Origin of the sequence: Thioalkalivibrio sp. AKL8 (genome assembly GCF_000380525.1) — a bacterium.
GTDB lineage: Bacteria > Pseudomonadota > Gammaproteobacteria > Ectothiorhodospirales > Ectothiorhodospiraceae > Thioalkalivibrio > Thioalkalivibrio versutus.
In genome coordinates, this window is record NZ_AQYF01000009.1 from 131,751 (window position 1) to 146,946 (window position 15,196).

General features: G+C 67.7%; 18 protein-coding genes. 10 read left to right on the plus strand and 8 right to left on the minus strand.

The annotated features are described in order from the left end of the window. Positions 1 to 4: 4 nt before the first annotated feature. The gene (locus G335_RS0109970) at positions 5 to 1,195 is read right to left on the minus strand and encodes an SUMF1/EgtB/PvdO family nonheme iron enzyme (protein ID WP_018176651.1); all 1,191 of its coding nucleotides are present in this window, start codon (positions 1,193 to 1,195) and stop codon (positions 5 to 7) included. Positions 1,196 to 1,210: 15 nt separating this feature from the next. Further along, the gene (gene egtC, locus G335_RS0109975) at positions 1,211 to 1,993 is read right to left on the minus strand and encodes an ergothioneine biosynthesis protein EgtC (RefSeq protein ID WP_018176652.1); all 783 of its coding nucleotides are present in this window, start codon (positions 1,991 to 1,993) and stop codon (positions 1,211 to 1,213) included. Positions 1,994 to 2,064: 71 nt separating this feature from the next. Here egtC and egtD point away from each other — a divergent pair, with 71 nt between their 5' ends. The 4 genes from egtD to G335_RS0109995 all read left to right on the plus strand — a co-directional run bounded on the left by egtD (position 2,065) and on the right by G335_RS0109995 (position 5,441). After that, the gene (gene egtD / locus G335_RS0109980; RefSeq protein WP_018176653.1) at positions 2,065 to 3,087 is read left to right on the plus strand and encodes an L-histidine N(alpha)-methyltransferase; all 1,023 of its coding nucleotides are present in this window, start codon (positions 2,065 to 2,067) and stop codon (positions 3,085 to 3,087) included. Between the two features lie 5 nt (positions 3,088 to 3,092). Further along, entirely contained in the window at positions 3,093 to 3,605 is a 513-nt protein-coding gene (locus G335_RS0109985) for a histidine phosphatase family protein (protein WP_018145479.1), read from the plus strand. 2 nt (positions 3,606 to 3,607) lie between these two features. Continuing rightward, positions 3,608 to 5,107 (plus strand): exopolyphosphatase, encoded by a 1,500-nt coding sequence (ppx, locus tag G335_RS0109990; RefSeq protein WP_018176654.1) that lies wholly within the window; start codon positions 3,608 to 3,610, stop codon positions 5,105 to 5,107. A gap of 61 nt (positions 5,108 to 5,168) precedes the next feature. Further along, positions 5,169 to 5,441: a hypothetical protein gene (locus G335_RS0109995; RefSeq protein WP_018176655.1), complete on the plus strand. Its 273-nt coding sequence runs from the start codon at positions 5,169 to 5,171 to the stop codon at positions 5,439 to 5,441. A 231-nt stretch (positions 5,442 to 5,672) separates the two neighbouring features. Here G335_RS0109995 and ppk1 read toward each other — a convergent pair whose 3' ends face one another. Then, positions 5,673 to 7,757 (minus strand): polyphosphate kinase 1, encoded by a 2,085-nt coding sequence (gene ppk1, locus G335_RS0110000; protein WP_018176656.1) that lies wholly within the window; start codon positions 7,755 to 7,757, stop codon positions 5,673 to 5,675. A 200-nt stretch (positions 7,758 to 7,957) separates the two neighbouring features. On the opposite strand from ppk1, the gene G335_RS0110005 reads away from it, so the two are divergent. Next, entirely contained in the window at positions 7,958 to 8,575 is a 618-nt protein-coding gene (locus G335_RS0110005; protein WP_018145483.1) for a hypothetical protein, read from the plus strand. A gap of 51 nt (positions 8,576 to 8,626) precedes the next feature. Beyond that, the gene (locus G335_RS0110010) at positions 8,627 to 8,947 is read left to right on the plus strand and encodes a DUF2007 domain-containing protein (RefSeq protein ID WP_077276935.1); all 321 of its coding nucleotides are present in this window, start codon (positions 8,627 to 8,629) and stop codon (positions 8,945 to 8,947) included. A gap of 6 nt (positions 8,948 to 8,953) precedes the next feature. Here G335_RS0110010 and G335_RS0110015 read toward each other — a convergent pair whose 3' ends face one another. Beyond that, entirely contained in the window at positions 8,954 to 9,697 is a 744-nt protein-coding gene (locus G335_RS0110015; protein WP_018176657.1) for a lytic transglycosylase domain-containing protein, read from the minus strand. Positions 9,698 to 9,810: 113 nt separating this feature from the next. On the opposite strand from G335_RS0110015, the gene G335_RS0110020 reads away from it, so the two are divergent. The 3 genes from G335_RS0110020 to G335_RS0110030 are packed head-to-tail and all read left to right on the plus strand — an operon-like array spanning position 9,811 to position 11,601. Next, the gene (locus G335_RS0110020) at positions 9,811 to 10,617 is read left to right on the plus strand and encodes a biotin--[acetyl-CoA-carboxylase] ligase (protein WP_026304818.1); all 807 of its coding nucleotides are present in this window, start codon (positions 9,811 to 9,813) and stop codon (positions 10,615 to 10,617) included. Further along, on the plus strand, positions 10,610 to 11,392 hold the full coding sequence (locus G335_RS0110025; RefSeq protein WP_018176659.1) for a type III pantothenate kinase: 783 nt from the start codon (positions 10,610 to 10,612) through the stop codon (positions 11,390 to 11,392). The genes G335_RS0110020 and G335_RS0110025 overlap by 8 nt, the downstream gene beginning before the upstream one ends. Beyond that, a complete protein-coding gene (locus tag G335_RS0110030; RefSeq protein ID WP_018176660.1) occupies positions 11,380 to 11,601 on the plus strand; it encodes a hypothetical protein in 222 nt (73 codons plus the stop codon). The genes G335_RS0110025 and G335_RS0110030 overlap by 13 nt, the downstream gene beginning before the upstream one ends. Positions 11,602 to 11,608: 7 nt before the next feature. Here G335_RS0110030 and G335_RS0110035 read toward each other — a convergent pair whose 3' ends face one another. Genes G335_RS0110035 through dapC form a run of 4 tightly spaced genes read right to left on the minus strand, consistent with a single transcriptional unit; the run spans position 11,609 to position 14,556 of the window. After that, positions 11,609 to 12,136 carry a DUF2062 domain-containing protein gene (locus tag G335_RS0110035; RefSeq protein WP_018176661.1) on the minus strand — a complete coding sequence of 176 codons (528 nt, stop codon included), beginning with the start codon at positions 12,134 to 12,136 and terminating at the stop codon, positions 11,609 to 11,611. Positions 12,137 to 12,149: 13 nt separating this feature from the next. Then, on the minus strand, positions 12,150 to 12,503 hold the full coding sequence (locus G335_RS0110040; protein ID WP_018176662.1) for an ArsC family reductase: 354 nt from the start codon (positions 12,501 to 12,503) through the stop codon (positions 12,150 to 12,152). Further along, positions 12,496 to 13,317 carry a 2,3,4,5-tetrahydropyridine-2,6-dicarboxylate N-succinyltransferase gene (dapD, locus tag G335_RS0110045; protein ID WP_018145491.1) on the minus strand — a complete coding sequence of 274 codons (822 nt, stop codon included), beginning with the start codon at positions 13,315 to 13,317 and terminating at the stop codon, positions 12,496 to 12,498. The genes G335_RS0110040 and dapD overlap by 8 nt, the downstream gene beginning before the upstream one ends. 45 nt (positions 13,318 to 13,362) lie before the next feature. Further along, positions 13,363 to 14,556, minus strand: a complete 1,194-nt coding sequence (gene dapC, locus G335_RS0110050; RefSeq protein WP_018176663.1) for a succinyldiaminopimelate transaminase — start codon at positions 14,554 to 14,556, stop codon at positions 13,363 to 13,365. A gap of 233 nt (positions 14,557 to 14,789) precedes the next feature. On the opposite strand from dapC, the gene G335_RS0110055 reads away from it, so the two are divergent. Further along, positions 14,790 to 15,167, plus strand: a complete 378-nt coding sequence (locus G335_RS0110055) for a helix-turn-helix transcriptional regulator (RefSeq protein WP_018176664.1) — start codon at positions 14,790 to 14,792, stop codon at positions 15,165 to 15,167. The last annotated feature ends 29 nt before the right edge of the window (positions 15,168 to 15,196 follow it).

The window sequence follows — 15,196 nt, forward strand, 5'->3', positions numbered from 1 at the left end:
ACCTCTACAGATTGCGCGCAAGCCGGAGGCCGGCGAACACGTGGCGTTTTTCGGGGGTGAAGAAGTTGCGCATTGTAGAGCGGGTGAGCAATGGATCGCTCCAGGCGCTTCCACCGCGCAGAACGTAGTGTTCGCCGTCGAACCAGGGTAGGGAGTATTCCTTGTACGGAAAGGGCTGGAAGCCCGGGTAGGGCTGAAAGGGGTTGCCGCACCATTCCCATACCTGGCCCGTGGCGCGCAATCGCCCGGCCTGGGCGGCGTGTTCCCATTCGTGTTCGTGGGGGAGGCGAGCACCCACCCAGCGGGCGTAGGCCGAGGCCTCGAACCAGGAGAGTCCGACGGCGGGTGCATGCGGATCGAGTGCCTGGGTGCCGTGGGGGAGGGTTTGTACCCGGGTCCCGTCGGGTAGCTTCCACCATCCCAGAGGGGCCGCGATGCCTGTTTGTTCCAGCCAGGTTCGACCCGGCGGGTCCCAGTGGGGGCCCGGGCGGTAGCCTCCGGCCTCGATAAACGCGGCGATCTCGGCATTGGAGACCGGATGCGAGCGGATCGTGTGGGGCGCGAGCCGGACCGGGTGGAGGCCACGCTCGTTGTCGAAGGCGGTCGCCGCGTCGCTGCCGCTGACATGTTCGCCGCCCGGGCACTCGATCCAGTCGCCGCCGGCCGCCAGTGCGGGTTTTGGCTCCTGCGTTCGGGGTGGGGCGGGGCGATGCAGGCGGGCGAACCAGCGCACCTGCTCCAGGCTTTCCAGGTGCATGGCGTGGTGCTGCGCGAGAAAACCGGTCAGGTAGTCCCGCTCGAGCAGGCGATGCCGCCGCACCGCCGGATGGTTGTGCAACAAGTCCAGGTGATGTTGCTGGCTGGCCTTGCCCCATTCCAGCAGGGATGGGCGCGTCGGGAGTCTTCCGCCGCGGCGCCACTTCGGGCTCTGTTCCGGGAAGTAGAGATCGTGCCAGTCGCGCCGGTCGGGCGGAGGTTCGCCCAGGATGCGTTCGTGTAGCCATACCGCCTCGATGAAATGGCAATGGGCGTAGTGCCACCCGATGGGGCTCAGGTCCGGGTGATACTGATTGCGCCATTCGTTCCCCGGTGTCGACTCCAGTGCCGTGTTCAGGCGGTCGTGCTGGGTCGCCAGGCAGTCCAGGAGGTCGGATGGGTGCGGGTTTGCACTTGGCTGCGGATGGGCGGCATTCATATCCGGTGGAGCGTGTTACAGCGCCAGGAGTTCCGGCGGTTCGTCGGGATCGAGGATCAAAAGATGGCCGGGCGGGACCGGGCGCCAGCGTTCGCGGTCGGTGAGGGGCTCGGAGGCCACGACCACGCTGTCGTCGGGGAACGTCTCGTCATCGGTGGTGTAGTAGAGGCTGGGACAGGGCGCATTGACCGCATGGCGGCTGGCGATGATGCGGCGGCCGTCGGACAGGATCACGTTCAGCAGGGCGGTGTCGGCACCCAGCCAGGTCTCCACGGTGGAGAACGCCTCGCCGAGGGCGCCCTCCAGCGTCGCGTTGTCGTCATCGGCCAGGTATTGCCGGACCAGGGCGAAGAGGTATTCGGAATCGGTGGTCCCCTCGATGCTCGCTTCGACCTCCTGGCTGAGGATGTTCTGGATCTGGCGCCGGATGTCGGGACGGAAGCGGCTGATCAGGCCGTTGTGGCTGTACAGCAGGCCATCGCGGGCGAATGGCTGGGCGTTGACGGTGTCGCCGCCGAAGCCGGGGGTTGCGCTGCGGATGGCGGCAACCCACAGGGGCTGGGTCATGTCGCTGGCCAGATCCACCAGGTTGGGATCCTGCCAGAGCGGATCGGCGCGCCGGTAGTGGCGCGCAACGCCCCCCTCGCCAAACCACCCGAAGCCGAAGCCGTCGGCGTTGACGCGCGCATACACCAGCTCCTGCGGGGCCATGGCTTGCTCGATCAGGTTGTGTGGCGGATCCAGGATCAGGCTGCGGAGCGTGATCGGAGGACCCAGATAGGCGAGGTGTCGGCACATGGCTAGGGTCAGTTGGGGCGTCCGGGGTTTCGTGCTAGCGTGCCGCAAACCACCCCGATACGGAAGCCCGGATGTCCGCCGAACCCAGTGCTGTCTCTATTTCCCCTCGTTACAGCCGCGAGGTGGTGGAGGAACGCGACGCCCACGCCGACTTGCTGGCCGATTTCCGTGCCGGGATGCTCGAGCCGCCCCGGTCCCTGCCGCCGAAGTATTTCTACGATGCGCGCGGATCGCAGCTGTTCGATGCGATCTGCGATACCCCGGAGTATTACCCCACGCGCCTGGAGGCCGACCTGCTGGAGCGGCATGCCGAAGCGATCCTGGAGGCATCCGGGGCGCGCACGCTGTTTGAACTCGGCAGTGGGACGTCGCGCAAGACCGAGTACTTGCTGGCGGCGCTGGAAGCCCGCGTCTCCGCGCCCCATTACGTCGCGAACGATGTCTGTGGCGAGATCCTCGACGAGGCCGGCGCGCGACTCCTGCAGCGCTTCGATCAGATGCGGGTGGACAGCCTGTGCGGGGACTATGCGGCGGCGCTGACCCATCTGGCCGATGTTTCCGGTGCGCAAGCCGACGGTCCGCGTCTGTTTGCCTTTCTCGGCAGCAGTCTGGGGAATTTCGAGGACGCCGAGGCGGCTGCACTGCTGCGACGAATCCGCGACACCATGAACCCCGAAGACCGGCTACTGCTGGGGCTGGACCGGGTCAAGCCGCGCCCGGTCCTGGAGGCGGCCTACAACGATGCGGCGGGGGTAACCGCGGCATTCAACCTGAACCTGCTGTCGGTGTTGAATACCGAGTTGGGGGCGGACTTCGATCCGGAGGGTTTCGAGCATCGCGCTCCGTTCGTCGAAGACCTCTCGCGGATCGAGATGCACCTGGTGTCGCGGCGGCAGCAGACGGTGCGCGTGTCGGAGCCGGAGGCGGTTCTGGAGATCGCCGAAGGCGAGGTCATCCGGACCGAGATCTCGCGCAAGTTCAGCCTTGAGGCCATCGACCGTCTGCTGACGGCGGCCGGGCTCGAACATGCGGCACAGTGGTCGGCGCCCGAGGAGTGGTACTCCCTGTTTCTGCTGCGGCCGGGGGCGGACTGAGCGGGATGCGCGCACCGCGGCTGGTGCTGGTGCGGCACGCCCAGGCCGGAAACCCCGGCGACTGGGACGGGGCGGATCGTGACCGGCCGCTGACCGACAAGGGCCAGGTGAGTGCGGTACGCATGGCACAGGCACTCGGGGATCTGCTGCCGGGATCGGTCGAGCTCCTTTGCAGCCCCTATCTGCGGGCCCGCCAGACGGCGATCCCTTTGTCCCAGGCGCTGGATGTCCCGGTGCGGCAGAAGAAATGGCTGGCGCCCGGACAACCCACGGGGCTGGAGGTCGAGGCCCTGGCCCGCAATCTCCCGGCGGATGGTGGCCTGGTGATCGTGGGACACGAGCCGGACCTGTCGCTGCTCGTAAGCTGTCTGCTGGGCACGACGGGCGGGCGGAGTCTGGTTCATATGGGCAAGGGCGATGCCTGCGGATTGACGGGCGCGCTGCCGGGCCCCATGCAGCTCGCCTGGCACCTGCCTCGACGTATCCTCGAACGGCTGGCCGGCGGTGAGGCGGATTGAACATGCACACGGAGAACGATGCCGAGACGGTTGCGGCCGTTGATCTGGGATCCAACAGCTTTCACATGATCGTCGCACGGCGCCAGGACGGCGAGGTCCTGAAGGTCGACCGCATCAAGGAAACGGTGCGTCTTGCCAGCGGTCTGGATCCCGATGGACAGCTGGATCCGGAGGTGGGGCAGCGTGCCCTGGCTTGTCTGGATCGCTTCGGCCAGCGACTGCGCCAGCTGCCGCGCGGCTGCGTGCGCGTGGTCGGCACCAACACCTTGCGCCAGATGGACGACAGCCGCGCCTTCCTGCGCGCGGCGGAAGAGGCCTTGGGGCATCCGGTGGAGATCATTGCCGGGCGCGAGGAAGCGCGGCTGATCTACCTGGGCGTGGCGCATGCGCTGGCGGACGATAGCGGCCGCCGGCTGGTGATGGATATCGGTGGCGGCAGTACCGAATTCATTATTGGAGAGCGCTTCGAGCCGGTCCTGGCCGAGAGCCTGGAGATGGGCTGCGTGACGTTCACCCGCAGCTTCTTCGCCGATGGCAAACTGACGCGCAAGGCCTTCGCGGCCGCGCAACTGCAGGCGCAGCGGGAGCTGCAACCCATCGCGAGTGCCTACCGCGCGGCCGGCTGGGAGCAGGCGCTGGGGGCGTCGGGTACGATCCTGGCCCTGGACCGCATGGTGCATGAGGGGGAATTGGACGAGGCGCCGGGTGTAAGCCGCGAGAACCTGGAGCGGCTGCGCGATGCGCTGATCGAGCAGGGGGCCATCAAGCGGCTGAAATGGCCTGGTCTGGCCGAGGACCGGGCGCCCGTGATTGCCGGTGGCCTTGCGGTGCTTCTGGGTGCCTTCGAGGCGTTGGAGATCGAACGGCTGCACCCCTCGGACGGGGCCCTGCGCGAGGGCGTGATTCACGACCTTCTGGGACGTTTTCGGCACGAGGACGTGCGTGGCAGCACCATTCACCATCTGCGCCGGCGGTTCGCAGTCGATGCGTCCCAGGCGGAGCGGGTGCAGGCGACGGTGGCGCGTCTGGTGACCGCCGTTCGCGCTGCCTGGGAGCTTGGCGAGGACGACGCGGAACGCCTGGACTGGGCGGCCGAACTGCACGAGATCGGCCTGGCACTGGCCCACAGCAAATATCACAAACATGGGGAGTACATCCTCACCTGGGCCGACCTGCCGGGTTTCTCGCAGCCCGAACAGGCCGAGTTGGCGTGGCTGGTGCGCCTGCACCGGGGCGGGCTGAAGCCCAAGCTGTTGTCCGGGGTGCGAGAGGATCGCGCGCGGCCGCTGCTGTTCATGGCGGCCCTGCTGCGTCTGGCCGTGTTGCTGCATCGTTCGCGCGCGCCGGATCCGGTGCCGCTGGAGCGCATCGAGGCGACGCAGGAGGGTCTGACGCTGACCTTCGCGCCCGACTGGCTGGATACCCACCCGCTAACGCGCGCCGATCTGGATGCGGAACGCGAGGACTGGGCCCGCCACAAGCTGGAACTGGAGTTCGAGTGAGCCCCTATTCCGAACCGGACACAAGGAACGCGGGATGCTGACATGGGTGGTCTGGATCTAAGTGCTCGCGGTGCCGCTGTGGATCGGCATCTGGTGGTCGGCGACCGGGTTTCGGTTGATGCGACACAACCGGTTGCTGGCACGGCCCTTCCTGCTCCGCCATGTGCAGTCGATCGGCCTGAATTTCGGGCTGTTCCTCTGCGTGGCCGGGATCGTGGTCCTGCTGCAGGACCTGCTGCGGCACGGCGACGCCGAGGTCAGCTTGCTGGGCGGGATGCACGATGTCCCGCGTTCCGGCACCGCTTCAGCGGACCGGGACCACGACAAATCCTGACCTGACTAGCCATGACGTTCAGCCAGCCGCCGGGTCGCAGGATGGCAGGATGGGATGAGCGCAGCGAATCCCATCAAGGGATTGGCACGACGCCGGAAATGGTGCGTTTCGCTGCGCTCAACGGCACCCTACCGCGGCGGAAGGGAGCCAACGCCTGGGAGAACGTTCCCTGCAATTGGCTGAAGCTCGTTGCTAATGAGGGATTCTGAAGTCGGCGAGACAGAGGGTCGCTCAGCCCGTGGTGGCACCCGACAGTTGGGCGGTCAGGGATTCCTGGGCGGAATAGGGGATCTCGCCCGCGGTTGGCCGGATGCGTTGGTAGCTGCCGTCGGGCTGCAGTGCCCAGGCGGTGGAGCTGTCCTGCAGGTAGTTGAACAGGGATTCCTCGGCGACGCGGTCGCGCAGGTCCGGGTCGCGTACGGGGAAGGCCACCTCGACGCGGCGGAAGAAGTTGCGCGGCATCCAGTCGGCGCTGGACAGGAACACCTCGGGGTCGCCGCCGTTCTCGAAATAGAACACGCGGGAGTGTTCCAGGAACCGGCCCAGGACCGAGCGCACCTCGATGGTTTCCGAGATGCCGGGCACCCCGGGGCGCAGGCTGCAGATGCCGCGCACGACCAGCTGGATAGGGACGCCCGCCTGCGAAGCCTTGTAGAGGGCCTGGATGATCTTCGCCTCGTTGAGCGAGTTCATGCGCGCGACGATGCGGGCGGGCTTCCCGGCCTGGTGGTTGTCGATCTCGCGCTGGATCTTCTCGAGCATCGCGGCATGCAGGCGGAACGGCGCCTGGAGCAGCTGGCGCAGCCGGGTCACCTTGCCCAGGCCGGTGAGCTGGAGGAACACGCGGTGGACGTCCTCGGTAAGCACCGGATCGGCCGTCAGCAGGCCGAAGTCGGTATAGGCCTTGGCGGTGCCGGAGTGATAGTTCCCGGTGCCCAGGTGGGCGTAGCGGGTGATGCGGTCGCCATCGCGGCGCACGACCAGCGCCAGCTTGGCGTGGGTCTTGTAGCCGACCACGCCGTAGGTCACATGGACCCCCGCGTCCTGCATGCGGTTGGCCAGTTCGATGTTGTCGGCCTCGTCGAAGCGCGCCCGCAGCTCGATCACGACGGTGACCTCCTTGCCGGCCTGCGCCGCCTCGATCAGGATCTCGACCAGCGGCGAGCGGGTGCCGGTGCGGTAGAGCGTCTGCTTGATGGCCAGCACCCGCGGGTCCGCCGCCGCCTGGCGCAGGAAGTCGACCACCGGCATGAACGACTGGTAGGGGTGATGCAGCAGCAGCTCCTGGTCGCGGATGCAGGCAAAGATGCCGGTGCCGCTCGTGTCACTGCGGGGCAGGGCCGGGACCAGCGGGGGAAACTTGAGGTCCGGCCGGTCCACCAGTTCGTGCACGGCCATCAGACGGTTCAGGTTGACCAGTCCGGTGACCTGGTACAGGTCGTCCGGCTCCAGGTGGAATTGCTGCAGCAGGAACTCCGCGACCTCCTGCGGGCAGTTGTCCGCGACCTCGAGGCGCACCCCGGCACCGTAGTTGCGCTGGGGCAGCTCGCCCTCCAGGGCGTTCAGGAGGTCGTCAATCTCCTCCTCCTGCACGAACAGGTCCGAGTTGCGGGTCAGCCGGAACTGGTAGCAGCCGGTGACCTTCATGCCCTGGAACAGCTCGTCCACGTGCGCATGCAGGATGGACGACAGCAGCACGAAGTCGTTGTCGCCGCTGGCGACCTCCCGCGGCAGCCGTACCAGGCGCGGCAGGGAACGCGGGGCCTGGACCACGGCGCGGCCGGATTCACGCCCGAAGGCGTCCTTGCCCTTGAGGGTGACGATGAAGTTCAGGCTCTTGTTGAGGATGCGCGGGAACGGATGGGCCGGGTCCAGGCCGATCGGGCTGAGGACCGGCTGGAGTTGTTCGCGGAAGTATTCCCGCACCCAGTCCCGCTGGGCCGCGTCCCAGTGGGTGCGCCGAACGAAGTGGATCCCCTCCGCTGCGAGTGCCGGGATCAGTTCGTCATTCAGGGTGCTGTACTGCTGTTCCACCAGCTCGTGGGCGCGCGGCGCGATCTGGCGCAGCTGTTCGGCGGCCGAGAGGCCATCCGGGCCCGGGGCCTGCACGTTCAGTTCGACCTGCTGGCGCAGCGAGCCCACGCGGACCTCGAAGAATTCGTCCAGGTTGGTGGAGGAAATGCTGAGGTAGCGCAGGCGTTCCAGGAGCGGGAAGGCCGGGTCCTGGGCGATGGCGAGTACCCGGCGGTTGAATTCCAGCAGGGACAGTTCGCGGTTGAGGAACAGGTCGGTTTGGGTCACGTCGGCATCCGGCATGCACGACTCGCGGCAGAAGTGGGACCGAGAGTCTATGACGGCATTATGTCAGTTCCGTGAACCGGGGTCGGTTGGGACGGCCCGGAACGGTCCTGGAAGTCCCCGGGCGGCGTACCTGAACTGCGCTGTCTCGGCGCTGGTGGCTATACTTGAATGCTTGATCATGCAGCGCGAAACGCGCTGCCGTAAGGAGAAGTCCGTTGGCCGAATTTACCCTGACACTGCACGCGCGCGACGAGGCACAGCCGGAGCTGCACAAGGTCTCGGTGGTCGCCGAAGGCGAGCTGCCCGAATACGGTCAGGTCTGGGTCTGGGACATCCTCTACGCCCGGCAGTTGTTCGCCCTGGGCGAGGTGCAGGCGGCCCAGGACCTCAAGGAGACCCTGGAGCTGTGGGCAGTGAACATGTCCAGCAAGGTGTTTCAGCCCCACGGCCATATCCTGTCCAAGGGCTACCTGGACCTGTCCGAGAACCTGCAGCTCGTGACTGGGGACGATATCCCCGCCGCGGCCGAAGGCGATCGCCAGGTGGTGGTCTCGGTCGATGGCCAGGCCGGGCAGCTGCCGGATGTCGTGGTGTCGCCGGAGAGCCTGACGGCCGAAGAACGCCAGGACCTCGTGCTGGGGCTCGGGCAGTACTTCAACTTCGAAAATCCGATGTTCGCGCGCGAGCTGCCGATCCACGTGCTGGCCATGCGCAAGTACTACGCGGACATCAACTTGCCGCATACGCAGATCGCCCTCGACGAGGCCCCGTTCTTCGCCATCCAGAAGGCGATGGAGTACTTCCAGGCCGCCAACCAGGGCACCGTGCAGTAGGCACCTTCGCCGCTCTGCGCCGGGTCCGGGCTGCGTGCTACGGTCGCGATCATGAGGACCGTCTATTCTGCCGCCGACCCGGTGATGGCCGGGTTCATCGAGACCCTGCTGCAGGAGGCCGGCATCCCGGCCTACGTGAACCAGGCCGGGCTTTACGGTGCCGTCGGGGAGGTCCCGCCGACCGAGACCTGGGCCCGCATCATGGTCGTGCACGAGGAACAGGCCGAGGAGGCGCGCGCCATCATCCTGGAATACCTGGAGGGCGAGCCCGAACACGACGGCCGCGACTGGAAGTGTCCGCGCTGCGGCGAGGTGATCGAGCCGCAGTTCACCCAGTGCTGGAACTGCGGCCGGGACAAGCCCAAGGCCTGAGGGTCGTCATTCGGGCCGCCCGTTGCCGCCATACTGGGCGCGGATGCGCTGGATGTAGTTCTGTGTCTCGCGAAACGGGGGCACGCCGCCATGCCGTTCCACCGCGCCGGGGCCGGCATTGTAGGCGGCCAGGGCGAGATCCAGATCCCCCTCGAAGCGATCGAGCATGGCGGCCAGGTAGCGCGTGCCGCCATCGATATTCTGGGCGGGATCAAAGCGGTCGGTCACCCCGAGATCGGCGGCGGTAGCGGGCATCAGCTGCATCAAGCCGTGCGCGCCCACCCGGGATACCGCCTGCGGATCGAAGCAGGACTCCACGTGAATCACCGACTGCACCAGCGCCGGGTCCACGCCCTGGCGGTGGGCGGCGTTGTGGATGAGGTCCGCGAAGTCGCCACCGCCGGTGGCCAGGGCATTGCGGGCGCGGGCACCGCAACGCGCGCGGGCGGTCGGTCGGCCGTAGGTAGCGATCAGCTCCATGCCGCTATTCTGCTGACGCTGGTTGGTGATCAGGCGCTCTCCACCCGGGCCCTGGAACACGAAGATCTGACTGGGTGACCAGTTTCCACCGCCGGGTGTCGAGGTGACCGTGCCGGCACCGCCGGGCGAACGGATGGTCTCGTAGGGAACGCCCTGCGGGCGCTCGTCGGTCAGGACGCGGGCCCCGGAGGCATCGCGAAAGGAGTAGAGCTCGGCCGCGCTGGTGCCGGCCAGAGCCAGCCCCGCCACCAGTATCAGCAGGCGCAGCACCGTCCGACCGGAATGCTTACCATGGTGCCTTGTATGCAAGCCCTGTTCCCCCTGGCCCGGATGCGAGCCGAGTACTGATCCCGATGACCGAGACCGCGTTCACAGTTTGCATTATGGCGCCGGAGAGCGCACGCCTGAAAGCGCGTGTCGAACGCCTGGTCGACGGGGCGGGTGTGACGGCGCCGGCGGTCGAGGTGCTGGAGTCGGTGGACTCGACCAACCGCTATCTGCTGGAGACCCGCCCCGAGGCGGGCGATCTGCCACGCGCCTGCGTGGCGCAGGCCCAGACAGCGGGTCGCGGGCGGCGCGGTCGTGTCTGGCATTCGCCTCCGGGGGCGAGCCTGGCGCTGTCGCTGGCATGGCCCATCATGCAGGGGCGGGTGCCGCCCGCCTATCCGGTCGGGGTTGGCGTTGGGGTCATCCGTGCGCTGGAAGCGCTGGGTCTGGAAGGTGTGCGGCTCAAGTGGCCCAATGATCTGATGGTCGATGCCGCCAAGCTGGGCGGCATCCTGGTGGAGCAGCGCGCGGCGAGTGGTGGCCAGCCAGGCTGGCTGGTGGTGGGGATTGGTCTCAACCGGCAAGGCGCCGGTGGCCTGGAGCTGGACCGCGCGGTGACCGATCTCGCGACCCAGCTCCCCGGCCCGGTTCCAGAGCTCCTGGAGCTTGCAGCCCGGGTGATCGCGGAGCAATGTCGCCTGCATCCGCTGTTGATGGGCGAAGGGCTTGTGCCGCTGGAGCGTGAGCTGGTACGGCTGGACTGCCTGCGCGGCCGGCCGGTCGAAATCCTGGATGACGGCGCCCGCGGACAGGCGCATGGAATCGATCCGGCGAGCGGCTGCCTGGTTGTGCAGTTCGACGACGGTGCGATCCGGCACCTGCATTCGGGCGAGGTCTCGGTACGGAGTTGCGAACATGGCTGACATTGCCCTGGTGGATATCGGCAGTACCCGTGTGAAGTGGCAGGTGCGCAACGCGGAGGGCGAAGTGCTGGGGTCCGGGGCGAATCGTGACCCGGCCGGTTGTGTCCGTGGCCTGGCCTCGATGGCGCGCGAGGCCCCGCTCACGGCCGTCTGGTTGTCGCGGGTCGGGCCCGGCGAGCGCGAGGAGGCGTTCTCGGTCGAACTGGCGGCTGCCGGGGTCGACGCGCCGGTACACGCGGTGACGGTGCCGGCGAACGGCCCGCATGGCCTGCGGATCGACTATGCGGCGGGGCAGCTGGGCGTCGATCGCTACTGCGCGCTGGTCGCGGCGCGGGCCCGCTGCGATGCGCCAATGATCCTGGTCGATGCCGGAACCGCCGTCACCGTGGATGTACTGGAGGCGGACGGTCGCCATGCGGGAGGCTATCTGTTGCCGGGGCGCCAGCTCGGCTGGGAGGCGCTGCAGACGCGTCTGACAGATCGCATTGCGCCGCGCGAGGCCACGCAGTGGCCGGATGACCTGGAGACCGCGCCGGGCCTGAACAGCACCGAGGCCCTGGAGCGCGGATGGAGCCTGGGGCTGGCCGGCGCGCTGGATGGGTTGATCGCGCGCTCGCGGACGGCGGAGCGGGCGGGCGCGGCCTGCTGGCTGACGGGGGGCGATGCCTACTGGCTGGCGCCGGTGTTGCGTGCAGAGTCCACGATCTTCCCGAACCTGGTGCTGGACGGCCTCTGGGAGCTGTCGCGCTGGGAGGGCGCCGAATGCGCTGGCTGATCCTGTTTCTCGCGTTGGTGAACCTGGGGTATTTCACCTGGGCCTGGCACGACGGCCGCCTCAACCCCGATCCCTACGCCGACGTGCCTCCGCTGGAGCGCAATGGTGGCGAGGTGGAGCTGCTGGATGCGTGGCTGGAGGCGCCTGCTGGTGACCCGGACCCGGGTGATTCGGTGTGGCGTGATCGACTTCGGAGCGGGGCCCCGTAGTGGGTCTCTAACGCTCCCGCTGTGCAGCGCGTTCGGCACGGCGCCGGGCGCGGTGGCGTTGCCAGGCGGCCGACAGGCGGCGGGAGGCCCAGTAGCCGGCAATGGCGGTTGGCGTGGCGATCAGCAGGCTGCCCATCAGGGTATAGGTGATCTCGTCCCCGATGCCCTGCAGATACCAGGCGTCGGGGTCGTGCGAGATCAGGGGGACATAGTAGAACACGGCCTCGCCGAGTTCGTGGAAGCCCCCATACAGCGGCGCGGCGGTGAAGGGGTTGCTGACGAACGAGGCCACGAACGCCGTCGGAAAATTGCCCGCCAGTGCAATGCAGAGAATGATCATCAGCACGGTCTGGAAGCCGACCGTGGGGGTCAGGCCAATAAACAGCCCGATCGCGACCCCGCGGGCCAGCGCCTCCGGGCCGCTCTTCATGCTCCCGGCGGCATGCAGCCCGGAATGCAGGCGCGGATGACGGGCCAGCCAGTTGTGGGCGCGCCAGCGCAAGGCCCGCCAACGGATGCTGGCCCGTCTCAGCATGGCCGCGAGTGCCTCAGGCCGCTCCCCACCGGGCCGCGGTCTTGGGTGTCCAGCCGACGGTGATCGCGTCGTCCTGTTCGATGACGGGCCGCTTGATGAGCGCCGGGTGTTCGAGCATCAGCGCGATGGCGCGTTCCGCATCCAGTCCCTCGCGCTGATCGTCCGGGAGTTGGCGCCAGGTCGTCCCGCGCCGGTTGACCAGGGTCTCCCAGCCGACGGCGTCGACCCAGCCGCGCAGCCGATCCGCCGCCAGCCCGTCCTTGCGAACGTCCACGAAACGATAGCCCACGCCGGCCGCATCCAGCGACCGTCGGGCCTTGCGGACGGTATCGCAGTTGGCGATGCCGTAGAGCGCGATCTCAGACATCGCGCAGCAGGGCGTTCAGGCCCACCTTGGCCTTGGTCTTCTCGTCGACGCGCTTCACGATCACGGCGCAGTACAGCGAGTACTTGCCATCCTTCGACGGAAGGTTGCCGGAGACGACCACGGAGCCAGCCGGCACGCGGCCGTAGAGGATCTCGTCGTTTTCGCGATCGTAGATGCGGGTGGACTGGCCCAGGTACACGCCCATGGAGATGACCGCGCCTTCCTCGACGATCACGCCCTCGACCACCTCGGAGCGTGCGCCGATGAAGCAGTTGTCCTCGATGATGGTCGGGGCGGCCTGCAGCGGCTCCAGTACGCCGCCGATACCCACGCCGCCGGAGAGGTGCACGTTCTTGCCGATCTGGGCGCAGGAGCCGACCGTGGCCCAGGTGTCCACCATCGTGCCTTCATCGACATAGGCGCCGATGTTCACGTAGGACGGCATCAGCACGGTGTTGGGGGCAATGAAGCTCCCGCGACGGGCGGTGGCCGGGGGCACGACGCGCACGCCGGCCTCGCGGAAGTCGCGGCTGGAGGTATCCGCGTACTTGGACGGGACCTTGTCGTAGTAGTTGGTGAAGCCGCCTTTGATGAACTCGTTCTCGGAGATGCGGAACGACAGCAGCACGGCCTTCTTGAGCCATTCGTTCACCACCCAGTCGCCGTCCTTCTTCTCGGCGACGCGGGCACGGCCGGTGTCCAGCATATCCAGCGCCTCGTTCACGGCGTCGCGGACGTTGGTTTCCACGTTGCGCGGGTTGATGTCGGCGCGGCGTTCAAAGGCGGCTTCGATGGTGCTCTGGATATCGGACATTAGGTATTCCCTTTAAGGCAATGAAAAATAGTTTGATGAATGGCGTTAACGATAAAGAGCGGTGATCCGCTCGGCCGCCTCGATGCAGGCAGCGGGCGCGGCGACCAGCGCCATGCGCACGTGCCCGGCCCCGGGATTGTGCCCGGTCTCCGGGTCGGTCCGGGAGAGGTAGCGCCCCGGCAGGACCGTGACCCCCGCCTCGCCGTAGAGGCGTCGGGCAAAGCCCTCGTCGTCGCCATCCGGCACGCGCGGCCACAGGTAGAAGCCGGCGGCGGGTGCTCGCACCTCGATTACCGATTCCAGGATCGGGACCACCGCAGCGAATTTCTCGGCATAGAGGGCACGATTCTCGGCCACGTGGGCCTCGTCTGACCAGGCGGCGCGGCTGACGGCCTGGGTCGGCGGCGGCAGGGTGCAGCCATGGTAGGTCCGGTACAGCGCGAAGCGGTCGAGCAGGGCCGCATCGCCGGCCACGAAACCAGAGCGTAGCCCCGGCAGGTTGGAGCGCTTGGACAGGCTGTGGAAGACGATGCAGCGCTCGAAGGCGGTATTGCCTATTCGCGCGGCAGCGCCCAGCAGGCCGGCCGGCGGCTCGCCATCGGGGGGGTAGATCTCGGAGTAGCATTCGTCCGCCGCGATGATGAAGTCGTGGCGCTCGGCCAGGCGGATCAGATCCTGCATCGCGGCCTCGGACATGCAGGCCCCGGCGGGGTTGCCCGGGTTGCAGATGTAGACCAGCTGCACGTCCTCCCAGGTGGCCCGGTCGACCGCCGAGAAGTCGGGCAGATAGCCGTTCTCCGGCGCCAGGTCGTAGAAGGCCGGCGCGGCCCCGGCGAGCAGCGCCGCGCCCTCGTAGATCTGGTAGAACGGATTCGGCATCAGCACGCGGGCGCCGGGCTTCTCCGCCACGACCGCCTGGGCAATCGCGAACAGGGCCTCGCGGGTTCCGCTGACCGGAAGCACCTGCCGTTCCGCGTCCACATTGCCGAGATCAAACCGCCGTTGCAGCCACGCCGCGATGGACTCGCGCAGGGCCGGTTCGCCGCGTGTGGTCGGGTAGTGGTTGAAGCCCTGGAGGGAGGCCCGCAGGACGGGTTCGACGAAATCGGGCAGTGCGTGACGCGGCTCGCCAATCGACAGTGCGATGGGCTCCCGGTCCGCAGGCGGTTGCAGGTCCGCGAACAGCCGGCGCAGGCGTTCGAACGGATAGGGCTGTAGCCGGTCCAGGCGCGGGTTCATGGCGGCTCGGGCGTCGTGGTCGGAGTTGAACGGAAGACTGCGCAGTATACCGGGCCTCGATGCCCCGCGGGAAAACCCCGACAGACCGGCGGCGACCGGGTGGCCCGGCGCAGACCCTGCAGGCTGAGCGGGGAGGCATCGGGCGGTTCTTGAGAAAAAGGTGCGCGCCCGCGGCAACGGCGCCTGGGTCCTGTGACTTGACAACGATACAAGGATCGTTGAAATATCGGCCTATGGATAAGGTCACCGCCACCCACATGTTCGAGTCGCTGGCCTCCGGCATTCGCCTGGATATCGTGCGCCTGCTGGTGCGTTATGGCCACGCTGGGCGGGTCGCCGGCGAGATCGCCGAAACCCTGGAACTGCCGCGCACGAACCTCTCGTTTCACCTCAAGACCCTGACGCAGGCGGGTCTGCTGACCGTCACGCAGGAAGGGCGCTACCAGCGCTATCGGGTGCATCTCGACGCGATGCAGGACCTGGTCGCCTACCTGACCGAAAACTGCTGTGCGGCCGACTCCGACAGCTGCGCGTTGCCTGCGGCCCTGGATTGTGCAGGGGATACGGAAGCCACAGCGGCTCTGCCAGTGCCGGGCCGGCACGTCCGATAGACCACGCGCCCGGGTGGGGACCGCAACAA

Excerpts from the sequence above, each read along its gene's own strand:
- G335_RS0109970 (WP_018176651.1), bottom strand. The coding sequence starts at position 1,195 with ATGAATGCCGCCCATCCGCAGCCAAGTGCAAACCCGCACCCATCCGAC.
- egtC (WP_018176652.1), bottom strand. The coding sequence starts at position 1,993 with ATGTGCCGACACCTCGCCTATCTGGGTCCTCCGATCACGCTCCGCAGC.
- egtD (WP_018176653.1), top strand. The coding sequence starts at position 2,065 with ATGTCCGCCGAACCCAGTGCTGTCTCTATTTCCCCTCGTTACAGCCGC.
- G335_RS0109985 (WP_018145479.1), top strand. The coding sequence starts at position 3,093 with ATGCGCGCACCGCGGCTGGTGCTGGTGCGGCACGCCCAGGCCGGAAAC.
- ppx (WP_018176654.1), top strand. The coding sequence starts at position 3,608 with ATGCACACGGAGAACGATGCCGAGACGGTTGCGGCCGTTGATCTGGGA.
- ppk1 (WP_018176656.1), bottom strand. The coding sequence starts at position 7,757 with ATGCCGGATGCCGACGTGACCCAAACCGACCTGTTCCTCAACCGCGAA.
- G335_RS0110010 (WP_077276935.1), top strand. The coding sequence starts at position 8,627 with ATGAGGACCGTCTATTCTGCCGCCGACCCGGTGATGGCCGGGTTCATC.
- G335_RS0110020 (WP_026304818.1), top strand. The coding sequence starts at position 9,811 with ATGGCGCCGGAGAGCGCACGCCTGAAAGCGCGTGTCGAACGCCTGGTC.
- G335_RS0110025 (WP_018176659.1), top strand. The coding sequence starts at position 10,610 with ATGGCTGACATTGCCCTGGTGGATATCGGCAGTACCCGTGTGAAGTGG.
- G335_RS0110030 (WP_018176660.1), top strand. The coding sequence starts at position 11,380 with ATGCGCTGGCTGATCCTGTTTCTCGCGTTGGTGAACCTGGGGTATTTC.
- G335_RS0110035 (WP_018176661.1), bottom strand. The coding sequence starts at position 12,136 with ATGCTGAGACGGGCCAGCATCCGTTGGCGGGCCTTGCGCTGGCGCGCC.
- G335_RS0110040 (WP_018176662.1), bottom strand. The coding sequence starts at position 12,503 with ATGTCTGAGATCGCGCTCTACGGCATCGCCAACTGCGATACCGTCCGC.
- dapD (WP_018145491.1), bottom strand. The coding sequence starts at position 13,317 with ATGTCCGATATCCAGAGCACCATCGAAGCCGCCTTTGAACGCCGCGCC.
- dapC (WP_018176663.1), bottom strand. The coding sequence starts at position 14,556 with ATGAACCCGCGCCTGGACCGGCTACAGCCCTATCCGTTCGAACGCCTG.
- G335_RS0110055 (WP_018176664.1), top strand. The coding sequence starts at position 14,790 with ATGGATAAGGTCACCGCCACCCACATGTTCGAGTCGCTGGCCTCCGGC.